19 protein-coding genes and 1 pseudogene are annotated in these 21,551 nt (G+C 59.5%); 9 read left to right on the forward strand and 11 right to left on the reverse strand.

What is annotated here, in order from left to right:
• Positions 1-98 precede the first annotated feature (98 nt).
• Complete coding sequence (locus tag HP062_RS00825; protein WP_172790607.1) at positions 99-2,324, reverse strand: NADP-dependent isocitrate dehydrogenase; 2,226 nt, start codon at positions 2,322-2,324, stop codon at positions 99-101.
• A gap of 494 nt (positions 2,325-2,818) precedes the next feature.
• On the opposite strand from HP062_RS00825, the gene icd reads away from it, so the two are divergent.
• Entirely contained in the window at positions 2,819-4,075 is a 1,257-nt protein-coding gene (gene icd, locus HP062_RS00830; protein WP_010458895.1) for an NADP-dependent isocitrate dehydrogenase, read from the forward strand.
• A gap of 74 nt (positions 4,076-4,149) precedes the next feature.
• Here the strand turns inward: icd and HP062_RS00835 are convergent, their stop codons facing one another.
• The gene (locus HP062_RS00835) at positions 4,150-4,431 is read right to left on the reverse strand and encodes a cold shock domain-containing protein (protein WP_042932186.1); all 282 of its coding nucleotides are present in this window, start codon (positions 4,429-4,431) and stop codon (positions 4,150-4,152) included.
• 224 nt (positions 4,432-4,655) lie between these two features.
• Between HP062_RS00835 and clpS the strand changes: the two genes are divergently transcribed.
• On the forward strand, positions 4,656-5,039 hold the full coding sequence (gene clpS / locus HP062_RS00840) for an ATP-dependent Clp protease adapter ClpS (RefSeq protein WP_010458899.1): 384 nt from the start codon (positions 4,656-4,658) through the stop codon (positions 5,037-5,039).
• A 30-nt stretch (positions 5,040-5,069) separates the two neighbouring features.
• Positions 5,070-7,340, forward strand: coding sequence for an ATP-dependent Clp protease ATP-binding subunit ClpA (gene clpA, locus HP062_RS00845; RefSeq protein WP_007946437.1), 2,271 nt, complete (start codon positions 5,070-5,072; stop codon positions 7,338-7,340).
• Positions 7,341-7,582: 242 nt separating this feature from the next.
• On the opposite strand, the gene infA is transcribed toward clpA, so the two are convergent.
• The 4 genes from infA to trxB form a co-directional block, all read right to left on the reverse strand.
• Positions 7,583-7,801: a translation initiation factor IF-1 gene (infA, locus tag HP062_RS00850; protein WP_002553999.1), complete on the reverse strand. Its 219-nt coding sequence runs from the start codon at positions 7,799-7,801 to the stop codon at positions 7,583-7,585.
• A gap of 100 nt (positions 7,802-7,901) precedes the next feature.
• Complete coding sequence (locus HP062_RS00855) at positions 7,902-8,609, reverse strand: arginyltransferase (RefSeq protein WP_154911560.1); 708 nt, start codon at positions 8,607-8,609, stop codon at positions 7,902-7,904.
• A 57-nt stretch (positions 8,610-8,666) separates the two neighbouring features.
• Positions 8,667-9,347, reverse strand: a complete 681-nt coding sequence (gene aat / locus HP062_RS00860; RefSeq protein WP_010458902.1) for a leucyl/phenylalanyl-tRNA--protein transferase — start codon at positions 9,345-9,347, stop codon at positions 8,667-8,669.
• Positions 9,348-9,410: 63 nt separating this feature from the next.
• On the reverse strand, positions 9,411-10,370 hold the full coding sequence (gene trxB, locus HP062_RS00865) for a thioredoxin-disulfide reductase (protein ID WP_172790608.1): 960 nt from the start codon (positions 10,368-10,370) through the stop codon (positions 9,411-9,413).
• Positions 10,371-10,677: 307 nt separating this feature from the next.
• Between trxB and HP062_RS00870 the strand changes: the two genes are divergently transcribed.
• The 6 genes from HP062_RS00870 (at position 10,678) to cysG (ending at position 18,339) form a co-directional block, all read left to right on the forward strand.
• Positions 10,678-13,086: a DNA translocase FtsK gene (locus HP062_RS00870; protein WP_010458906.1), complete on the forward strand. Its 2,409-nt coding sequence runs from the start codon at positions 10,678-10,680 to the stop codon at positions 13,084-13,086.
• A gap of 66 nt (positions 13,087-13,152) precedes the next feature.
• The gene (gene lolA, locus HP062_RS00875) at positions 13,153-13,776 is read left to right on the forward strand and encodes an outer membrane lipoprotein chaperone LolA (protein ID WP_007904916.1); all 624 of its coding nucleotides are present in this window, start codon (positions 13,153-13,155) and stop codon (positions 13,774-13,776) included.
• A 174-nt stretch (positions 13,777-13,950) separates the two neighbouring features.
• A complete protein-coding gene (locus HP062_RS00880; RefSeq protein ID WP_027925133.1) occupies positions 13,951-15,273 on the forward strand; it encodes a replication-associated recombination protein A in 1,323 nt (440 codons plus the stop codon).
• A complete protein-coding gene (crcB, locus tag HP062_RS00885) occupies positions 15,274-15,648 on the forward strand; it encodes a fluoride efflux transporter CrcB (RefSeq protein WP_010458911.1) in 375 nt (124 codons plus the stop codon). It begins immediately after the preceding gene.
• A gap of 15 nt (positions 15,649-15,663) precedes the next feature.
• Positions 15,664-16,944: a serine--tRNA ligase gene (gene serS, locus HP062_RS00890; RefSeq protein WP_010458913.1), complete on the forward strand. Its 1,281-nt coding sequence runs from the start codon at positions 15,664-15,666 to the stop codon at positions 16,942-16,944.
• Positions 16,945-18,339, forward strand: a complete 1,395-nt coding sequence (cysG, locus tag HP062_RS00895) for a siroheme synthase CysG (protein ID WP_145309611.1) — start codon at positions 16,945-16,947, stop codon at positions 18,337-18,339.
• Positions 18,340-18,473: 134 nt separating this feature from the next.
• Here cysG and HP062_RS00900 read toward each other — a convergent pair.
• The 5 genes and pseudogenes from HP062_RS00900 to tusC all read right to left on the reverse strand — a co-directional run bounded on the left by HP062_RS00900 (position 18,474) and on the right by tusC (position 21,550).
• Positions 18,474-19,474: pseudogene (locus HP062_RS00900) on the reverse strand (glutathione S-transferase family protein).
• 90 nt (positions 19,475-19,564) lie between these two features.
• Positions 19,565-20,566, reverse strand: a complete 1,002-nt coding sequence (locus HP062_RS00905) for a glycosyl transferase family protein (protein ID WP_154911561.1) — start codon at positions 20,564-20,566, stop codon at positions 19,565-19,567.
• Positions 20,563-20,898, reverse strand: coding sequence for a TusE/DsrC/DsvC family sulfur relay protein (locus HP062_RS00910; RefSeq protein ID WP_010458921.1), 336 nt, complete (start codon positions 20,896-20,898; stop codon positions 20,563-20,565). The genes HP062_RS00905 and HP062_RS00910 overlap by 4 nt, the downstream gene beginning before the upstream one ends.
• The gene (gene tusB / locus HP062_RS00915; protein ID WP_172790609.1) at positions 20,895-21,188 is read right to left on the reverse strand and encodes a sulfurtransferase complex subunit TusB; all 294 of its coding nucleotides are present in this window, start codon (positions 21,186-21,188) and stop codon (positions 20,895-20,897) included. Before tusB ends, HP062_RS00910 begins: the two co-directional genes overlap by 4 nt.
• Positions 21,188-21,550 carry a sulfurtransferase complex subunit TusC gene (gene tusC, locus HP062_RS00920; protein ID WP_010458926.1) on the reverse strand — a complete coding sequence of 121 codons (363 nt, stop codon included), beginning with the start codon at positions 21,548-21,550 and terminating at the stop codon, positions 21,188-21,190. Before tusC ends, tusB begins: the two co-directional genes overlap by 1 nt.
• Between the last annotated feature and the right edge of the window lies 1 nt (position 21,551).

Here is a 21,551-nt window from a genome sequence, read left to right on the forward strand (position 1 = left end):
GCTCGCTCCCACATTGGTGCGTATTTCATAGATGAAAAGTGTGGGGCACAAACAGAAACCCCGGCACTGGGCCGGGGCTTCTTTGCATCCTTACAACCTTAAACCAACGCAGCGATCGCGGCGTTGAAGGTGTTGCTTGGGCGCATGGCCTTGCTGATCAGCTCGGCATTAGCGTGGTAGTAACCGCCGATGTCCACTGGCTTGCCCTGAACGGCGTTGAGCTCGGCAACGATGGTTGCTTCGTTCTCGGCCAGGGTCTTGGCCAGTTCGCCGAACTGCGCTTGCAGTGCAGCGTCTTCGGTCTGGGCGGCCAGGGCCTGGGCCCAGTACAGCGCCAGGTAGAAGTGGCTGCCGCGGTTGTCGATATTGCCGACTTTGCGCGATGGCGACTTGTTGTTGTCCAGGAACTGGCCAGTGGCCTGATCCAGGGTCTTGGCCAGCACCAGCGCTTTCGGGTTGTTGTAAGTAACACCCAGATGCTCAAGGGAAGCGGCCAGGGCCAGGAACTCGCCCAGGGAATCCCAGCGCAGGAAGTTCTCTTCCAGCAGCTGTTGAACGTGCTTCGGTGCCGAACCGCCGGCGCCGGTTTCGAACAGACCGCCGCCATTCATCAGCGGAACGATCGACAGCATCTTGGCGCTGGTGCCCAGCTCCATGATCGGGAACAGGTCGGTCAGGTAGTCGCGCAGTACGTTGCCGGTCACCGAGATGGTGTCCTTGCCTTCGCGGGTACGGCCCAGGGTGAAGGCCATCGCGTCGACTGGCGACATGATGCGGATGTCCAGGCCGGAGGTGTCGTGATCCTTCAGGTAGGCCTGAACTTTCTCGATCACTACACCGTCGTGGGCGCGCATCGGGTCCAGCCAGAAAATAGCCGGGGTTGCGCTTGCACGGGCACGGTTGACGGCCAGTTTGACCCAATCCTGGATCGGCGCGTCTTTGGTCTGGCACATGCGGAAGATGTCGCCGGCTTCAACCGACTGCTCCAGCAGGGTGCGGCCAGCGCTGTCGGAAACCCGAACCACGCCGTTGGCCTTGATCTGGAACGTCTTGTCGTGGGAACCGTACTCTTCGGCTTTTTTCGCCATCAGGCCAACGTTTGGCACGCTGCCCATGGTGGTCGGATCGAAAGCGCCGTGCAGCTTGCAGTCTTCGATCACCGCCTGGTAGATGGTGGCGTAGCAGCGATCCGGGATCACCGCCTTGGTGTCGTGCAGCTGACCGTCAGTGCCCCACATTTTGCCGGAGTCACGGATCATCGCCGGCATCGAGGCGTCGACGATCACGTCGCTCGGCACGTGCAGGTTGGTGATGCCTTTGTCGGAGTTGACCATGGCCAACGACGGACGAACGGCGTAGACCGCCTGGATGTCCGCTTCGATCTGCGCTTGTTGCTCGGCCGGCAAGGCCTTGATGCGAGCGTACAGGTCGCCGATGCCGTTGTTCAGGTTGAAACCGATCTGTGCCAGCACGTCAGCGTGCTTGGCCAGTGCGTCTTTATAGAACTCGGCAACGATCTGGCCGAACATGATCGGGTCGGAGACCTTCATCATGGTGGCTTTCAAGTGAACCGACAGCAGCACGCCTTTTTGCTTGGCGTCCTCGATCTCGGCAGCGATGAAGCTGCGCAGAGCGTTTTTGCTCATGACCGCGCAATCGAGGATCTCACCGGCTTGCACGGTGGTTTTTTCTTTCAGGACGGTGGTGGTGCCGTCTTGAGCGATCAGTTCGATTTTGACGGCATCAGCGGCGTCGATCAGGGCGGCTTTTTCGCTGCCGTAGAAATCACCGGTGCTCATGTGTGCGACATGGGACTTGGAGTCCGCAGCCCAGGCGCCCATTTTGTGCGGGTGCTTGCGTGCATAGTTCTTGACCGACAGCGGTGCACGACGATCAGAGTTGCCTTCGCGCAGAACCGGGTTCACGGCGCTGCCCTTGATCTTGTCGTAGCGCGACTTGGCGAGCTTGTCGGCGTCGGTGGCCACGGTTTCCGGGTAGTCCGGCAGGGCGAAGCCCTGGGCTTGCAGCTCTTTGATTGCGGCTTGCAGTTGCGGAACCGAGGCGCTGATGTTCGGCAGCTTAATGATGTTGGCTTCAGGCGTAACGGCCAGATCGCCCAGTTCGGCGAGGTGGTCGGCTACGGCTTTGTCACCCAATTGCTCGGGGAAGCTGGCCAGGATGCGCCCTGCAAGAGAGATATCGCGGGTTTCCACGGCGATATCAGCCGAAGCGGTGAACGCTTCTACGATAGGCAACAGTGAATAGGTGGCGAGGGCGGGAGCTTCGTCGGTGAAGGTATAGATGATCTTCGAGCGGGTGGGCATATTCGGATTAACTCTCTCTTCTTTGCTAAAGCGTGCGCAGAAACTCGAGGGGCGCCGGGTAAGCGCGTTCGTTCAAAGTCATCCATGAGCCGAATGTCGAGGTTTCTTTGCGGTGATGTTGGGTGCATCGGTCGAGCGTCAAGCGGGTGGGTTGCGGTAACAACCCTGCTTTTTCAGGCCCCAAGCCTCGTAGTAGAGAGGTCGGCCATCGTGACTCTGCGGTCAGCGGGCGGCATTATACATAGGTAGCTGGCAATCTGCCGATGGTTCATACGCAACGATTCTCGTCCATTGGTCTAAAGGTCGCAGGGGCGAGGGGGGCGTAGAGTCTTGCACCGTGCTTGAGTTTGGCGCTTTTCCCTTTGCTTTCAGGCTTGTACGTCGCGAACTGTGCAGCTTTGCGGCAGATGGATGGAACATAGGGTTTGCGTGCCGATTTAACTGGGGTACGCTCGAACGAAGCCAGATGTTCAATCCAAACAATGGAGTTCAGCATGGGATACAAGAAGATTCAGGTTCCAGCAGTCGGCGACAAAATCACCGTCAACGCGGACCATTCTCTCAATGTTCCTAACAACCCGATCATCCCCTTCATCGAAGGTGATGGTATTGGCGTTGATATCAGCCCGGTCATGATCAAGGTTGTCGATGCTGCTGTTAAGAAGGCTTACGGCGGCGAGCGCAAAATTTCCTGGATGGAAGTCTATGCCGGGGAGAAAGCGACTCAGGTTTACGATCAGGACACCTGGCTTCCCCAGGAAACCCTGGACGCAGTCAAGGATTACGTGGTTTCCATCAAGGGCCCTCTGACCACCCCGGTCGGTGGCGGTATCCGTTCCCTGAACGTGGCCCTGCGTCAGCAGCTCGACCTTTATGTATGCCTGCGCCCGGTGCGCTGGTTCGAAGGCGTGCCTAGCCCGGTCAAGAAGCCAGGCGATGTCGATATGACGATCTTCCGTGAGAACTCGGAAGACATCTACGCCGGTATCGAATGGAAAGCCGGTTCGCCGGAAGCGACCAAGGTCATCAAGTTCCTCAAAGATGAAATGGGCGTCACCAAGATCCGTTTCGACGAAAACTGCGGTATCGGCATCAAGCCGGTTTCCCTGCAAGGCACCAAACGTCTGGCGCGCAAGGCGTTGCAGTATGTGGTCGACAACGACCGTGACTCGCTGACCATCGTGCACAAAGGCAACATCATGAAGTTCACCGAAGGTGCCTTCAAGGAATGGGCCTACGAAGTGGCCGCTGAAGAATTCGGTGCGACCCTGCTCGACGGCGGTCCGTGGATGCAGTTCAAGAACCCGAAAACCGGCAAGAACGTCATCGTCAAGGACGCCATCGCCGACGCCATGCTCCAGCAGATCCTGCTGCGCCCGGCCGAATACGATGTGATCGCGACCCTGAACCTGAACGGCGACTATCTCTCTGACGCCCTGGCGGCGGAAGTGGGCGGTATCGGTATTGCACCGGGCGCCAACCTGTCCGACACCATTGCCATGTTCGAAGCGACCCACGGTACTGCGCCGAAATACGCCGGCAAGGACCAGGTCAACCCGGGTTCCCTGATCCTGTCCGCAGAGATGATGCTGCGCCACATGGGTTGGACCGAAGCGGCAGACCTGATCATCAAGGGCACCAACGGCGCGATTTCCGCCAAAACCGTGACCTATGATTTCCATCGTCTGATGGAAGGCGCGAAGCTGCTGTCTTCTTCTGCGTTTGGTGATGCGCTCATCTCGCACATGTAAGCGAGTTCCCGCATAACAAAAACCGCCCGATTCAGTGATTGAGTCGGGCGGTTTTTTTATGACTGAATGATGCGTCAGCTCGTTACTGTTTCCTGCGGGGTGACAGCGGCAGTCTGTTCATTTTCGGTTGTCGCAGCCTTGATTTCGACGGCATGCAGCCCCTTGGGGCCCTGAACAATCTGGAAACTCACGATTTGCCCGGCCTTGAGGGTTTTATATCCGTCCATCTCAATGGCCGAGTAGTGGGCAAAGAAGTCGATATCTTTTCCATCTTCGTCACGACCTTCTCTGGCGTCGGTGTTAATGAAACCGAACCCCTTGGCATTGTTGAACCATTTCACCTTGCCGACTGACATACCCATATCCCTCTGCAACAGACTCCATCACTGGAGTATCATCCAGTACATCCGCAGTCGAATCTCGAAATAAGATTGACTCCGCGGACCTTTTTTACCCACTGTGGGCTCTATTGGTTGTAACACCGTTTTGCCGATAGTCAAGGTGACCGGGCGGTCGGAGTTGAAATCGTCCATAGCCGCCCCCACCACTGTATTTGAACAACTGACGAACCTTTCTTTCCATGCATGCAATCAGCCAGATTCGACTAACATTCAATCAGGATCGCCCGGCTCTCCAAAAAGATCACCCGGAGCCCCACGACGACGATTCCGCAGGCATTGCTGTTCAGGAGGCAAAGCCTGCATTACAGGCGCCGCCGATGTACAAGGTGGTTTTGTTCAACGATGACTACACACCGATGGATTTCGTCGTCGAAGTGCTCGAGGTGTTTTTTAACCTGAATCGGGAGCTGGCGACCAAGGTCATGCTGGCCGTCCACACAGAAGGACGGGCAGTATGTGGAGTGTTTACCCGCGACATCGCCGAGACTAAGGCCATGCAGGTCAACCAGTACGCCAGGGAAAGCCAGCATCCGCTACTCTGTGAAATCGAGAAGGACGGTTAATCGCCGACCACTTGGGTATGAGGTGAAGCTATGTTAAACCGCGAGCTCGAAGTCACCCTCAATCTTGCCTTCAAGGAGGCTAGATCGAAGCGTCATGAATTCATGACCGTCGAACACCTCCTGCTGGCCCTATTGGACAATGAGGCTGCCGCCACCGTTTTGCGTGCCTGCGGCGCAAACCTCGACAAACTCAAGCACGATCTGCAGGAGTTCATCGACTCCACCACGCCCTTGATCCCCGTCCATGACGAAGATCGCGAAACCCAGCCAACCCTGGGCTTCCAGCGTGTCCTGCAACGTGCTGTTTTCCACGTACAGAGCTCGGGCAAACGCGAAGTGACTGGCGCTAACGTGCTGGTCGCCATCTTCAGTGAGCAAGAGAGTCAGGCAGTGTTCCTGCTGAAACAGCAGAGCGTTGCGCGCATTGATGTCGTCAACTACATCGCCCATGGCATTTCCAAAGTGCCTGGGCATGGCGATCACTCTGAAGGTGAGCAAGATATGCAGGACGACGAGGGCGGTGAGTCTTCTTCTTCAGGCAATCCTCTGGATGCTTATGCCAGCAACCTCAACGAACTCGCGCGCCAGGGTCGTATCGATCCGTTGGTAGGCCGTGAGCTGGAAGTCGAGCGTGTCGCGCAGATCCTGGCGCGTCGTCGCAAAAACAACCCGCTGCTGGTGGGCGAGGCGGGCGTGGGTAAAACCGCGATTGCCGAAGGCCTGGCTAAACGCATTGTCGACAACCAGGTGCCGGACTTGCTGGCCAACAGCGTGGTCTATTCCCTCGATCTGGGGGCCTTGCTGGCCGGGACCAAATACCGTGGCGATTTCGAGAAGCGCTTCAAGGCGCTGCTCAATGAGCTGAAAAAACGTCCGCAGGCGATCCTGTTCATCGACGAGATCCACACCATCATTGGTGCGGGTGCCGCGTCCGGTGGCGTCATGGATGCCTCGAACCTGCTCAAACCGCTGCTGTCGTCGGGCGATATCCGTTGCATCGGTTCGACCACGTTCCAGGAATTCCGCGGGATCTTCGAGAAGGACCGTGCCTTGGCCCGGCGCTTCCAGAAGGTCGATGTGTCGGAGCCTTCGGTTGAAGACACCATCGGCATCCTGCGCGGCCTGAAAGGGCGTTTTGAAGCGCACCACAACATCGAATACAGCGATGAGGCGTTGCGTGCCGCCGCTGAACTGGCGTCGCGCTACATCAATGACCGGCACATGCCGGACAAGGCCATCGACGTCATCGACGAGGCGGGCGCCTATCAGCGTCTGCAGCCGATCGAGAAACGCGTGAAACGCATCGAGGTGCCTCAGGTCGAGGACATCGTCGCGAAAATCGCGCGGATTCCGCCTAAGCACGTCACCAGCTCCGACAAAGAGCTGCTGCGCAACCTTGAGCGTGACCTGAAGCTGACGGTATTTGGCCAGGATGCCGCGATCGACTCGCTGTCGACCGCGATCAAACTGTCCCGTGCTGGCCTCAAGTCGCCTGACAAGCCAGTCGGTTCGTTCCTGTTCGCAGGGCCGACCGGCGTCGGTAAAACCGAAGCGGCGCGTCAGCTGGCCAAGGCGTTGGGCATCGAGCTGGTTCGTTTCGACATGTCCGAGTACATGGAGCGCCACACCGTATCGCGTCTGATCGGTGCGCCTCCAGGTTATGTCGGGTTCGATCAGGGGGGTCTGCTGACCGAAGCCATCACCAAGCAGCCTCACTGCGTGCTGTTGCTCGATGAGATCGAGAAGGCGCATCCGGAAGTCTTCAACCTGCTGTTGCAGGTGATGGACCACGGTACGCTGACCGATAACAACGGGCGCAAGGCGGATTTCCGTAACGTGATCGTCATCATGACGACCAACGCCGGTGCCGAAACAGCAGCGCGTGCTTCGATCGGTTTCACCCATCAGGACCACTCGTCCGATGCGATGGAAGTGATCAAGAAGAGCTTCACGCCGGAGTTCCGCAACCGTCTGGACACCATTATCCAGTTTGGTCGCCTCAGCCATGAGGTCATCAAAAGCGTGGTGGACAAGTTCCTTACCGAGCTTCAGGCGCAGCTGGAAGACAAGCGCGTGCAGCTGGAAGTGACCGACGCTGCGCGAAGCTGGCTGGCAGCAGGTGGCTACGACTCGGCAATGGGTGCTCGACCAATGGCGCGTTTGATCCAGGACAAGATCAAGCGTCCGCTGGCGGAAGAGATCCTCTTTGGCGAACTGGCCGACCATGGTGGCGTGGTGCACATCGACCTCAAGGACGGCGAGCTGACCTTCGAGTTCGAAACCACGGCCGAAATGGCCTGACGTTAACCGCGACAAAGCAAAAGGCGCCGAGAGGCGCCTTTTTGCTGTTCGCCGAATTTGAACGCCTGACACCTCGTCCTGTGGGAGCCTGCTCGCGATGGCGGCGGGTCAGCTTGCATTGATGTTGAATGCAATGCCGCTATCGCGAGCAGGCTCGCTCCCACTGGGGGATGGTGTTGATCCATCAAATCGCAGACAAACAAAAACGCCCGGCATAAACCGGGCGTTTTGTATTGACTTGATTAGCGAGCGCGGTAAGTGATACGCCCTTTGCTCAAGTCATAGGGCGTCAGCTCGACGCGCACTTTGTCACCGGTAAGAATACGAATGTAGTTCTTGCGCATCTTGCCGGAGATATGCGCGGTTACGACGTGCCCATTTTCCAACTCCACACGAAACATGGTGTTGGGCAGGGTGTCGACGACAGTGCCTTCCATTTCGAAGCTGTCTTCTTTCGACATGCAGTAAAGCCCTCGGTGTCCAATGAATGGCCCGGTGCAACTGCGCCAGGCAAAAGCGGCGTGCATTGTGCCCGAAAAATGGGGTTTAAGCCAAGGGGTTCTAGTTCAGGATGACCCAGCGCTGATTAATTAGCAGTTCGATAGGTCGATATTGCGTCTTGTAGCTCATCTTTTTGCAGTTTTTGATCCAGTAGCCGAGGTAGACCGCTTCCAGTCCAAGGCGCCGGGCCTCGGCGATTTGCCAGAGGATCGCGTAGCGACCCAGGCTGCGACGTTCTTCATCGGGCTCGTAGAAGGTGTAGACCGCCGACAGACCGTTCGGCAGCAAGTCGGTAACGGCCACTGCCAGGAGCCGGCCTTCGAGACGAAATTCGTAGAATCGCGAGAATGGCAGGTCGCGCACCAGGAACGTCGAAAACTGGTCGCGACTCGGCGGGTACATGTCGCCATCGGCGTGACGTTGTTCGATGTAGCGCTGATAGAGATCGAAATACTCTTCGCTGAATTTCGGCCGGGCCGGGCGCACTTGCAGGTCGGCGTTACGTTTGAAAATGCGCTTCTGCTGACGGTTGGGCGAAAATTGCGCCACAGGGATGCGCGCCGGGACGCAGGCATTGCAATTCTGGCAATGAGGCCGGTAGAGATGATCGCCGCTGCGACGAAAACCCATTTCAGACAGGTCTGCGTAGACATGCACATCCATGGGCTGGCTAGGGTCGAGAAACAGGGTCGTGGCCTGCTCCTCGGGCAGATAGCTGCAAGAGTGGGGCTGAGTGGCATAAAACTTCAAACGCGCCAACTCGGTCATGATCAACCCTCGGGAATAAGCTTTGGATTAAGTGTAAGCCACACGGGCAAAAGTCGCTCAGCAAACCCAGGTTGCACGGCTGGGTTGATCCAGATGTTGTGCGAGGAAGTTGGCGAAATCGCGCCGAGGAATCGCTCGGGCGCCGAGGCTGTGCAGATGGTCGGTCGGCATCTGGCAGTCGATCAGCACAAAACCTGAGTCTTTCAGATGTCGCACCAGCGTGGCAAAGCCATATTTCGAGGCGTTGTCGGCGCGGCTGAACATGGATTCGCCGAAAAACAGCTGACCCATCGCCAGGCCATAGAGCCCGCCGACCAGCACGCCATCATCCCAAACCTCCACGGAATGCGCGTAGCCACGTCGATGCAGCTCGAGGTAAGCCGTCTGCATCGCGTCAGTGATCCAGGTGCCGTCGGCGTAGTCCCGAGGCGCGGCGCAGGCGCTGATCACCGAGGCAAAGTCCTGATCGAAGGTCACTTGATAGCGTTGCTGGCGCAGCAATTTATTCAGGCTGCGCGAGACATGCAGTTCGTCGGGAAATAAGACGGTGCGCGGATCCGGCGACCACCAAAGGATCGGCTGGCCTTCCGAGAACCATGGAAAGCAGCCGTGGCGATAAGCCTGAATCAGACGATCGGCGGACAGATCTCCACCCGCGGCCAGCAACCCGTTGGGGTCGCGCATGGCTTTTTCCAACGGCGGGAACGTCAGGGTGTTGCGTTGTAACCAAGTCAGCATGGCATCCGGGCTTGCAGAAGGGGAGGGCGGTGACGGGCTGGCGGCCCGCCGTGAAGTGTGCCGTCAAACGGTGGGAATGTCGTCGAGGTATTTCTCGGCGTCCAGCGCGGCCATGCAGCCGGCCCCGGCGGAGGTTACGGCCTGGCGGTAGACGTGATCGGCCACGTCGCCGGCGGCGAACACGCCCGGGATCTCGGTAGCTGTGGCATCGCCATCGCTGCCGCCCTTGACCAGCAGATAGCCGTCGCGCATTTTCAACTGGCCCTCGAACAGGTCAGTGTTGGGCTTGTGGCCGATCGCGATGAACACGCCGGCCAGTGGCAATTCACGGGTTTCGCCTGTGTGGCTGTCGCGCAGGCGGGCGCTGGTCACGCCACTGGCATCACCCAGCACTTCATCGAGATTCTGGTTCCAGTGCAGGCGGATATTGCCGTTGGCGGCTTTTTCGAAGAGTTTGTCCTGGAGAATCTTCTCCGAGCGCAACTTGTCGCGCCGGTGAATCAGGTGGACTTCCTTGGCGATGTTCGACAAGTACAGTGCTTCTTCAACCGCAGTGTTGCCGCCGCCGACCACCGCGACCACTTGGTTGCGATAAAAAAATCCGTCGCACGTGGCGCAGGCCGAAACCCCTCGGCCGGCAAAGGCCTCTTCCGAAGGCAGCCCCAGATATTGCGCCGAGGCGCCGGTCGCGATAATCAGCGCGTCGCAGGTGTATGTGCCGCTGTCGCCGATGAGCTCGAACGGGCGTTGTTGCAACTTGGCGGTGTGGATGTGGTCGTAAACGATCTCGGTGGCAAAGCGCTCGGCGTGTTTTTGCATACGTTCCATCAGCACCGGGCCGGTGAGGCCTTCAACGTCGCCGGGCCAGTTATCGACTTCGACGGTCGTGGTCAGCTGGCCACCTGCCTGTATGCCGGTAATGACAACGGGTTTGAGGTTGGCGCGGGCGGCATAAACGGCTGCGCTGTATCCGGCAGGGCCGGAACCCAGAATGATCAGGCGGGAATGCTTCGGTTCGCTCATAAAAACACCTCATAAGCCTTTGTCACAAAAGAGAATGCATGCTCAAATTGAAACGCGCGTAACGTGCTTTTGGCTATGCTACACCGAAGGGCTTCAAGCATGGCATCGGGCGAACAAACCCGTACAATGCCGTCTGTAACAGTGATTGAAACAAAATAAGCTGTGCGTACCGTGTTTATAAAAACCGGGGTGCAATGTTAAAAGTAGTCCCAGTTGCGCGTGTTAACTTTTTTACCTGCCTGGATTGGGCAGTTTTTTATAGTCATTCAACAGATGGACGCGCCATGGGCGCAGGAAAAGAAGCGTTTTGAAGAAATCCACCGCAGCACCCAAAACAGTCGTCGTTCCACTCTGGCGCCAGCACTTGCACTACCGGCTCAAGGAAGGTGCATTGATCGCCATCGGTGGCCTGTGCCTGTTCCTGATGATGGCCTTGTTGACCTATGGCAAGGACGATCCTGGCTGGAGCCATAACAGCAAGATCGACGACGTACAGAACTTCGGCGGGCCGGTCGGCTCCTACAGCGCCGATATCCTGTTCATGGTGCTGGGTTACTTCGCCTACATCTTCCCTTTGTTGCTGGCGATCAAGGCTTATCAGATCTTCCGTCAGCGCCACGAACAGTGGCAGTGGAGCGGCTGGCTGTTCTCCTGGCGCCTGATCGGCCTGGTGTTTCTGGTGCTGTCGGGCGCGGCACTCGCGCATATCCATTTCCATGCGGCGACTGGTCTGCCGGCTGGTGCGGGCGGCGCGTTGGGCGAAAGTCTTGGTGACCTGGCCAGGAACGCGCTGAACATCCAGGGCAGCACGCTCTTGTTCATCGCGCTGTTCCTGTTCGGCCTGACGGTGTTCACTGACCTGTCGTGGTTCAAGGTGATGGACGTTACCGGCAAGATCACCCTCGACCTTTTCGAACTGTTCCAGGGCGCGGCCAATCGCTGGTGGAGCGCCCGTGTCGAGCGCAAACAACTGGTGGCGCAGCTGCGTGAAGTCGACGATCGCGTGCATGACGTGGTCGCCCCGACGGTCACGGACAAACGCGAGCAAGCCAAGGTCAAGGAACGCCTCATCGAGCGTGAGCAGGCCCTGAGCAAGCACATGTCGGACCGCGAGAAGCAGGTGCCGCCTGTCATCGCACCTGCGCCGCCCAAGCCGGCAGCGCCGAGCAAGCGCGTCGAGAAAGAGAAGCAGGCGCCGTTGTTCGTTGACAGCGCCGTCGAAGGCACCTTGCCGCCGATCTCGATTCTCGACCCGGCCGAAAAGAAACAACTCAATTACTCTCCAGAATCGCTGGCCGCCGTCGGCCACTTGCTGGAAATCAAGCTCAAGGAATTCGGCGTCGAAGTCTCGGTGGATTCGATCCATCCGGGCCCGGTCATTACCCGTTACGAAATCCAGCCGGCCGCCGGCGTCAAAGTCAGCCGCATCTCCAACCTGGCGAAAGACTTGGCGCGATCCCTGGCCGTGACCAGCGTTCGTGTGGTGGAAGTGATTCCGGGCAAGACCACCGTCGGTATCGAGATTCCCAACGAGGACCGCCAGATCGTGCGTTTCTCCGAAGTGCTGTCGACCCCTGAGTACGACAACTTCAAGTCGCCGGTCACCCTGGCCCTGGGCCACGACATCGGCGGCAAGCCGGTCATCACTGACCTGGCGAAAATGCCGCACTTGTTGGTGGCCGGTACGACCGGTTCCGGTAAGTCGGTGGGTGTGAACGCGATGATCCTGTCGATCCTGTTCAAGTCCGGCCCGGAAGACGCCAAGCTGATCATGATCGACCCGAAAATGCTCGAGCTGTCGATCTACGAAGGCATTCCGCACCTGCTGTGCCCGGTCGTGACCGACATGAAGGACGCGGCCAACGCCTTGCGCTGGAGCGTGGCGGAGATGGAACGTCGCTACAAACTGATGGCGAAGATGGGCGTACGAAACCTGTCGGGCTTCAACGCCAAGGTCAAGGAAGCTCAGGACGCGGGCACGCCGCTGACCGATCCGTTGTACAAACGCGAAAGCATTCACGACGAAGCGCCGCTGCTGACCAAACTGCCGACCATCGTCGTGGTCGTCGACGAATTCGCCGACATGATGATGATCGTCGGCAAGAAGGTTGAAGAACTGATCGCCCGTATCGCCCAGAAGGCCCGGGCGGCCGGTATCCACTTGATCCTCGCGACCCAGCGTCCGTCGGTTGACGTGATCACCGGTCTGATCAAGGCCAACATCCCGACGCGCATGGCGTTCCAGGTGTCGAGCAAGATCGACTCCCGGACGATCATCGACCAGGGCGGTGCCGAACAACTGCTGGGCCACGGTGACATGCTCTACATGCCGCCGGGCACCAGCCTGCCGATCCGTGTTCACGGTGCGTTCGTGTCCGATGACGAGGTTCACCGGGTGGTTGAAGCCTGGAAACTGCGCGGTGCACCGGAATACAACGACGAGATCCTGGCCGGTGTTGAGGAGGCCGGTAGCGGTTTCGACGGTGGCAGTGGCGGTGGCGACGAAGACAGCGAATCCGATGCGCTTTACGACGAAGCGGTGCAGTTCGTCCTGGAAAGCCGTCGTGCGTCCATCTCTGCGGTTCAGCGCAAGCTGAAAATCGGCTACAACCGCGCCGCACGCATGATCGAAGCCATGGAAATGGCCGGGGTCGTGACGTCCATGAATACCAACGGTTCGCGTGAAGTCCTGGCGCCTGGCCCGGTACGCGACTGATTTGATTTTGAAAGGATGGCGCAGTGATGCGCCACCCGAACTCCCACGAATGTTATGAGGACTCCCATGCGTCTTATCCGCATGCTGTTGCTGCCGGTACTGGCTTTGACCACGCTCTCGGCCCACGCCGATGACAAGGACGTGGCGCGTCTGACCCAACTGCTGGAAAAATCCCAGACCCTGACTGCGCGCTTCTCTCAGCTGACGCTGGATGGCAGCGGCACCCAGTTGCAGGAAACGGCCGGGCAAATGTCCCTGCAGCGTCCTGGCCTGTTCTACTGGCATACCGACGCACCGCAAGAGCAATTGATGGTTTCCGATGGCAAGAAGGTGTCCCTGTGGGACCCGGACCTGGAACAGGTCACCATCAAGACCCTTGACCAGCGCCTGACCCAGACACCTGCGCTGCTGCTGTCCGGCGACGTGTCCAAGATCAGCCAGAGCTTTGACATCAGCGCCAAGGAAGCCGGCGGCGTGATCGACTTCACCTTGAAACCTAAAACCAAGGACACCCTGTTCGACAGCCTGCGCCTGTCGTTCCGCAATGGCCTGGTCAATGACATGCAACTGATCGACAGCGTCGGTCAGCGCACCAATATCCTGTTCACCGGTGTGAAGGCCAACGAGCCGATCCCGGCGTCCAAGTTCAAGTTCGACATTCCCAAGGGTGCCGACGTCATTCAAGAGTAAGACGCAAAACCTGTTGGAGCTGGCTTGTGTGGCGAGGGAGCTTGCTCCCGCTTGGGGCGCGAAGCGCACCCCGAAATGGGACCGCTGCGCAGTCCAGCGGGAGCAAGCTCCCTCGCCACAGGATTTCGCCAGACTTGAGAACTGCGTAATAAAGCGAGGTTTCAACCGCACGTGATGGACCTGTTTCGCAGTGCCCCGATCGCTCAACCCTTGGCCGCCCGCTTGCGCGCAGCCAATCTGGACGAGTACGTCGGTCAGGAACACCTGCTGGCTCGCGGCAAGCCTTTGCGCGAAGCCCTGGAGCAGGGTGCCCTGCACTCGATGATTTTCTGGGGCCCGCCGGGCGTGGGCAAAACCACCCTGGCGCGGTTGCTCGCGGAAGTCTCGGATGCGCACTTTGAAACGGTCTCGGCGGTACTGGCTGGCGTGAAGGAAATCCGTCAGGCAGTGGAAATCGCCAAGCAGCAGGCCGGCCAGTACGGCAAGCGCACCATCCTGTTCGTCGATGAAGTGCATCGCTTCAACAAGTCGCAGCAGGATGCATTCCTGCCATACGTTGAAGACGGCACGCTGATTTTCATCGGCGCAACCACGGAAAACCCTTCCTTCGAACTCAACAACGCGTTGCTCTCCCGGGCACGCGTTTACGTGCTCAAAAGCCTCGACGAAGCGGCCCTGCGCAAACTGGTGCATCGGGCGCTGACCGAAGAGCGTGGCCTGGGCAAGCGCCAGCTGACCCTCAGCGATGAAGGCTTCCAGATGCTCCTGTCGGCTGCCGATGGCGATGGCCGACGTTTGCTGAACCTGCTGGAAAACGCCTCGGACCTGGCAGAAGACAACAGCGAGATCGGCGTCGATCTGCTGCAAAGTCTGCTCGGCGATACCCGCCGGCGTTTCGACAAGGGCGGCGAAGCGTTCTACGACCAGATTTCTGCGCTGCATAAATCGGTGCGCGGCTCCAATCCCGACGGCGCGCTTTACTGGTTCGCGCGGATGATCGACGGCGGTTGCGATCCGCTGTACCTGGCCCGGCGCGTGGTGCGCATGGCCAGCGAAGACATCGGCAACGCTGACCCGCGGGCCCTGAGCCTGTGCCTGGCGGCGTGGGAAGTGCAGGAGCGCCTCGGCAGCCCTGAAGGCGAGTTGGCGGTGGCCCAGGCCATCACTTATCTGGCTTGCGCGCCGAAAAGCAACGCGGTGTACATGGGGTTCAAGGCCGCCATGCGCAGCGCCACCGAACACGGTTCGCTGGAAGTGCCGCTGCATTTGCGCAACGCACCGACCAAGCTGATGAAGCAATTGGGTTACGGCGATGAATACCGTTATGCCCACGATGAGCCGGACGCCTATGCCGCTGGCGAAGACTATTTCCCGGAAGAACTCGAGCCGCAACCGTTCTATCAGCCCGTGCCTCGCGGCCTGGAGCTGAAGATCGGCGAAAAGCTCAATCACCTTGCACAACTTGACCGTCTAAGCCCCCGGCAGCGGAGAAAATAAGTGATTCCTTTGGTTATTGCGGTCTCCGTTGGCGGTGTCGCCGGGACTCTGTTGCGCTTTGCCACCGGTAATTGGGTCAACGCTAATTGGCCGCGGCACTTCTATACCGCGACGCTGGCCGTTAATATCGTCGGCTGTTTGCTGATCGGCGTTCTATACGGTCTGTTTTTGCTACGCCCGGAGGTGCCGATCGAGGTGCGCGCCGGGTTGATGGTCGGCTTCCTCGGGGGGCTGACGACTTTTTCATCCTTTTCACTGGATACGGTGCGCCTGCTCGAAACCGGGCAAATGCCGCTGGCCCTGGGCTATGCTGCCATCAGCGTATTCGGCGGGCTGCTCGCCACCTGGGCTGGCCTGTCCTTGACCAAACTTTGATAACGAGAGACCGACATGCTCGATTCCAAACTGTTACGTAGCAACCTTCAGGACGTAGCGGACCGCCTGGCATCCCGTGGCTACACGCTGGATGTTGCGCGCATCGAAGCGCTGGAAGAACAGCGCAAGACCGTCCAGACCCGCACCGAAGCACTGCAGGCTGAACGTAACGCGCGCTCCAAATCCATCGGCCAGGCAAAGCAGCGCGGCGAAGACATCGCGCCGTTGATGGCCGACGTCGAGCGTATGGCGAACGAATTGAGTGCCGGTAAAGTCGAGCTGGACGGGATCCAGACCGATCTGGATTCGATCCTGCTCGGCATCCCGAACCTGCCGCACGAATCCGTGCCAATCGGTGATGACGAAGACGGCAACGTCGAAGTGCGCCGCTGGGGTACCCCGACCGCGTTCGATTTCCCGGTCCAGGACCACGTGGCCCTGGGCGAGAAGTTCGGCTGGCTGGACTTCGAAACCGCCGCCAAGCTGTCCGGCGCCCGTTTCGCCCTGTTGCGCGGCCCGATCGCCCGTATGCATCGCGCCCTGGCGCAATTCATGATCAACCTGCACACCAGCGAACACGGTTACGAAGAGGCTTACACGCCGTATCTGGTCCAGGCGCCAGCGCTGCAAGGCACCGGTCAACTGCCGAAGTTCGAAGAAGACCTGTTCAAGATCAGCCGCGAAGGCGAAGCCGATCTGTACCTGATCCCGACCGCTGAAGTGTCGCTGACCAACATCGTCGCCGGCGAGATCGTCGATTCGAAGCTGCTGCCGATCAAGTTCGTCGCCCACACGCCTTGCTTCCGCAGCGAAGCCGGTGCCTCGGGTCGCGATACTCGCGGGATGATCCGTCAGCACCAGTTCGACAAGGTCGAGATGGTCCAGATCGTTGAGCCGTCGACCTCGATGGACGCGCTGGAAGGTCTGACGGCCAACGCCGAGAAAGTCCTGCAACTGCTGGAACTGCCTTATCGCACGATTGCACTGTGCACCGGTGACATGGGCTTCAGCGCAGTCAAGACTTACGATCTTGAAGTGTGGATCCCGAGCCAGGACAAGTACCGCGAGATTTCGTCGTGCTCCAACTGCGGCGACTTCCAGGCCCGTCGTATGCAAGCGCGTTTCCGCAACCCGGAAACCGGCAAGCCTGAACTGGTTCACACCCTGAACGGTTCGGGTCTGGCAGTCGGTCGTACCCTGGTGGCGGTGCTGGAAAACTACCAGCAAGCCGACGGTTCGATCCGTGTGCCTGAAGTGCTGAAACCTTACATGGGTGGCCTCGAGGTCATCGGCTAAATGGACTATCTGCCGCTGTTCCATAACCTTCGCGGCAGTCGTGTGTTGGTCGTTGGTGGGGGGGAGATTGCCTTGCGCAAATCCCGCCTGCTGGCCGAAGCCGGTGCGCTGCTGCGGGTGGTCGCACCTCAAATCGAACCGCAGCTGCGCGAGCTGGTTGTCGGCAGCGGCGGCGAGTGCCTGTTACGGGGCTACGTCGAAGCGGACTTGGACGGTTGCGGGCTGGTCATCGCCGCCACCGACGACGAACCGCTGAACGCGCAAGTTTCCGCTGATTCCCATCGGCGTTGCGTGCCGGTCAATGTGGTGGATGCGCCGGCTTTGTGCAGCGTGATCTTCCCGGCGATCGTCGACCGTTCTCCCTTGATCATTGCGGTGTCCAGCGGCGGCGATGCGCCGGTGCTGGCGCGGCTGATCCGCGCCAAACTGGAAACCTGGATTCCGTCCACCTACGGTCAACTGGCCGGTCTGGCGGCGCGTTTTCGCAGCCAGGTCAAACGCCTGTTCCCGGACGTGCAGCAGCGTCGGGCATTCTGGGAGGATGTGTTCCAGGGCCCGATTGCCGACCGGCAACTGGCCGGGCAGGGTGCTGAAGCCGAACGCCTGATGCTGGCGAAGATCAATGGCGAAGCGCCGGTCGCTACCGGTGAAGTGTATTTGGTGGGCGCGGGTCCCGGTGATCCCGACTTGCTGACCTTCCGTGCCTTGCGCCTGATGCAGCAAGCCGATGTGGTGCTCTACGACCGCCTGGTCGCCCCGGCGATTCTCGATCTGTGCCGTCGCGATGCCGAGCGGGTCTACGTCGGCAAGCGTCGCGCCGATCACGCGGTGCCGCAGGACCAGATCAATCAGCAATTGGTCGACCTGGCCAAGCAAGGCAAGCGGGTCGTGCGATTGAAGGGCGGTGATCCGTTCATCTTCGGTCGTGGCGGTGAAGAGATCGAAGAACTGGCGGCCCATGGCATCCCGTTCCAGGTCGTGCCGGGTATCACCGCCGCCAGCGGTTGCGCGGCATATGCCGGGATTCCGCTGACCCATCGCGATTACGCGCAGTCGGTGCGATTTGTCACCGGGCACTTGAAGGACGGTTCCACCGATTTGCCGTGGGCCGACCTGGTTGCGCCGGCACAAACCCTGGTGTTTTACATGGGGCTGGTGGGCTTGCCGATCATCTGCGAGCAACTGATCAAGCACGGTCGCGGGGCGGACACCCCAGCGGCGCTGATTCAGCAGGGCACCACGGTCAATCAGCGGGTATTTACCGGCACGCTGGCTGATCTTCCTCGACTGGTGGCGGAGCATGAAGTGCATGCGCCGACGCTGGTGATCGTTGGGGAAGTGGTGCAATTGCGCGAGAAACTGGCCTGGTTTGAAGGGGCTCAGGCGCAAGTCTGATCGGACCGAGTCGGTCGAGCGCGACCCCGGCCCATCGCTGGCAGGCTATCGTCCACAGGGGATTTGAGAAAGACACAAATCCAGTGTGGGAGCTAGCCTGCTGGCGATTGGGGGCCTCAAAAACGGCACAAACCTCAGGCCCTGCGCCAAACCCCTTTCCCGTTCAACCGCGCCCGATCATGGGTTGCTGTGAAATCCTGCGCCGGCCCTTTCGGCACAATCCCGGTCGGGTTGATGGTCTTGTGGCTGCCGTAGTAATGATTTTTGATGTGCTGAAAATCCACCGTCTCGGCAACGCCCGGCCATTGGTAAATCTCCCGCAGCCAGTTCGACAGATTCGGATAATCGGCAATCCGCCGCAGGTTGCACTTGAAGTGGCCGTGATACACCGCATCAAAGCGAATCAGCGTGGTGAACAGCCGAATATCCGCTTCGGTCAGGTACTCGCCGACCAGGTAACGGTTGGCGCCCAGCAGTTGCTCCAATCGATCCAGTTCGGCAAACACATCATCAAACGCTTCTTCATACGCCTGCTGTGACGTGGCAAACCCTGCGCGATAAACGCCGTTGTTCACGGCCGGATAAATCCGCTCATTCAACGCATCGATCTCGCCGCGCAGGGGGCCGGGTAGAAATCCAGGTCATTGCCGGTCAGGTCATCGAAGGCGCCGTTGAACATGCGGATGATCTCCGCTGATTCATTGTTGACGATGCGGTTTTGCTGTTTGTCCCAGAGCACCGGCACGGTGACGCGACCGGTGTAGTTGGCGGTATCGGCGGTGTAGCGCTGGTGCATGAAATTGAAATGATCGAGTTTGTCGCCGGTCGAGCCCAGGTTCTGGTCGAAGGTCCAGCCGTTTTCCAACATCAACCAGCTGACCACCGAGACGTCGATCAGGTTTTCGAGGCCTTTGAGTTTGCGCAGGATCAGCGTGCGATGCGCCCACGGACAAGCGAGGGATACATAAAGGTGATAGCGGCCAGCTTCGGCTGCAAAGCCACCGACGCCCGTCGGGCCGGGCTTGCCGTCGGCGGTCAGCCAGTTGCGACGTTGCGCCTGTTCGCGCTGGAACGCGCCGTCCTTGCTGCTTTCGTACCACTGGTCCTGCCAGCGACCTTCAACTAACAAACCCATGTTCAAGACTCCTCAATCAATAAGCGTTGGAGAGGAGTCTATTCATATAGGTTCGATTAAATAGCGCAAAGGTTCGAGGGTTATGATCGGTTAAATCGATCTGTCCCGAGCGTCCCAATACTGCTGCGCCGTTTCGAAGGCGTGTTCCCGGGTCTGACCAAGGCCACGCAATGCGAGGGCCATGGTCGAGATCAAGGCCATTTGCGGGTAGCTGTCGACCACGTCACCGCGCCAGACGGCTTTCAAATGTTCAGGATCGAGCGAGGCGGGTTTGACGTGGCGTTGACTCGACAACTGCGGCCATTCCTCGTCCCAGCTTTCGCCGCCGGTGGTGCCGTACAGGTGGCTGTCGGCATCCGGGTTGATCTCGATTTCGCCACCGTCGCCCTTGACCACAATCGCGGTGTCGCCGAGCAAGCCGCTGGCATCGCGATGCACCGCCTGGTAACCCGGGTGGAAAATGCTTTGCAGGCCGCAGCGAGCACCCAACGGGTTGAGAATGCGGGTGAGGGAGTGGATCGGCGAACGCAGGCCCAAGGTGTTGCGCAGGTCGATCATGCGCTGCAACTGCGGTGCCCAATCCACCAGCGGCATAAACGCCAGGCCTCCGTTATCGAGCGCCGAGCCGACCTGTTGCCAGTCGCGGCACAACGGGATGTTCAAGCCTTCCAGCAGTTGTTCGCTGTAGAGCCGGCCGGCCGTATGGGCGCCGCCGCCGTGCATGAAGATGCGCACGCCGTTTTGCGCCAGGCATTTGGCCGCCAGCAGGTACCACGGCAGGTGACGCTTCTTGCCGGCATACGTCGGCCAGTCCAGGTCCACCGCCAGGGCTGGCGGGTTCAACCGTTCGCGCAGGGCTTCGGTGAAACCGGCCATTTCCTCGGCGCTTTCTTCCTTGTGCCGCAACAGCATCAGGAACGCGCCGAGCTGGGTGTCCTCGACTTTGTCGTCGAGCACCATGCCCATGGCTTCACGCGCTTCGGCCCGGGTCAGGTCGCGGGCACCGCGCTTGCCTTTGCCGAGGATCCGCACGAACTGGGCGAACGGGTGTTCGGCGGGCGTTTCGAGGGTCAGCGCTGGAAAGTCAGTCATAAGCAATTCGTCGGTTTGGGCAGGCCCGCCAGTTTCGCGGCGAGTTTGGCAGGGGTGCCTTTGAACAGTCGGTTGAGGTGCAGGCTGTTGCCTTTTTCCGGGCCGAGCTTCAACGCGGTGTACTTGATCAGCGGTCGGGTGGCCGGGGATAGCTGGAATTCGGCGTAGAAGTTGCGGAGCAATTCGAGGATTTCCCAGTGCTCCGGGCTCAACTGGATGTCTTCGGCGGCGGCGAGGGCGCTGGCCACCTCGCTCGACCAGTCACTCAGTTCGACCAGGAAACCGTCCTTGTCCAACTCGATGGCGCGTGCGCCGACTGTCAGGGAATTCATAGCCAACTGTTCACCTTGTCGTAGTGAATCGACAACTCGACGAAGGCGGGGTAATCAATGGCTTTGGCCGCGTCAGGAACCGCCAACGCACGGGCCTGGGCGTCTTCGGCCAGTACGAACAGGTTCAACGGGCGGGCATTCAGCGCGTTGAACGGCGCGGTGCCCGGTTGCAACGCATAGACGGCGTCGCCGGTCAGCAGCAACGCGTCGTTTGTGCCGATCACGCGCAGGCAACTGGTCAGGCGGTCATCGCTGAACGGGGAATGAGACAACACATGCAAAGTCGACATCAGAGGGTGATCACCTGGTCGTAACGGTCAATAAGTGCAGTGACTTCCTGGGTGGCCAGCACCCGGGCTTCTTCAAGCGACCGACCGTTGAGGTCCAGACCTCGTTCGGCAGCGCTGTGGCCACAGACATACAGGTCTTCCACACCGAACATCGGCAACGCTTGCAGGTTGGCGCTCAGGTCTTTTTGTTGCAGGGCCTTGGCGTCTTGTTTCGCAGCGAGCTGGAACACCCCGTCATCGAGAAACAGCAAGCCAATCGGCAGGTCGAACGCGCCACCAGCCAGCACGATGTCCAGCGCTTCCCGAGCGTTCGGCCCGGACCACGGGGCCTGGCGGCTGATAATCAACAAGGATTTAGCCATC

This window comes from Pseudomonas sp. B14-6 (assembly GCF_013260315.1).
Lineage (GTDB): Bacteria > Pseudomonadota > Gammaproteobacteria > Pseudomonadales > Pseudomonadaceae > Aquipseudomonas > Aquipseudomonas mandelii.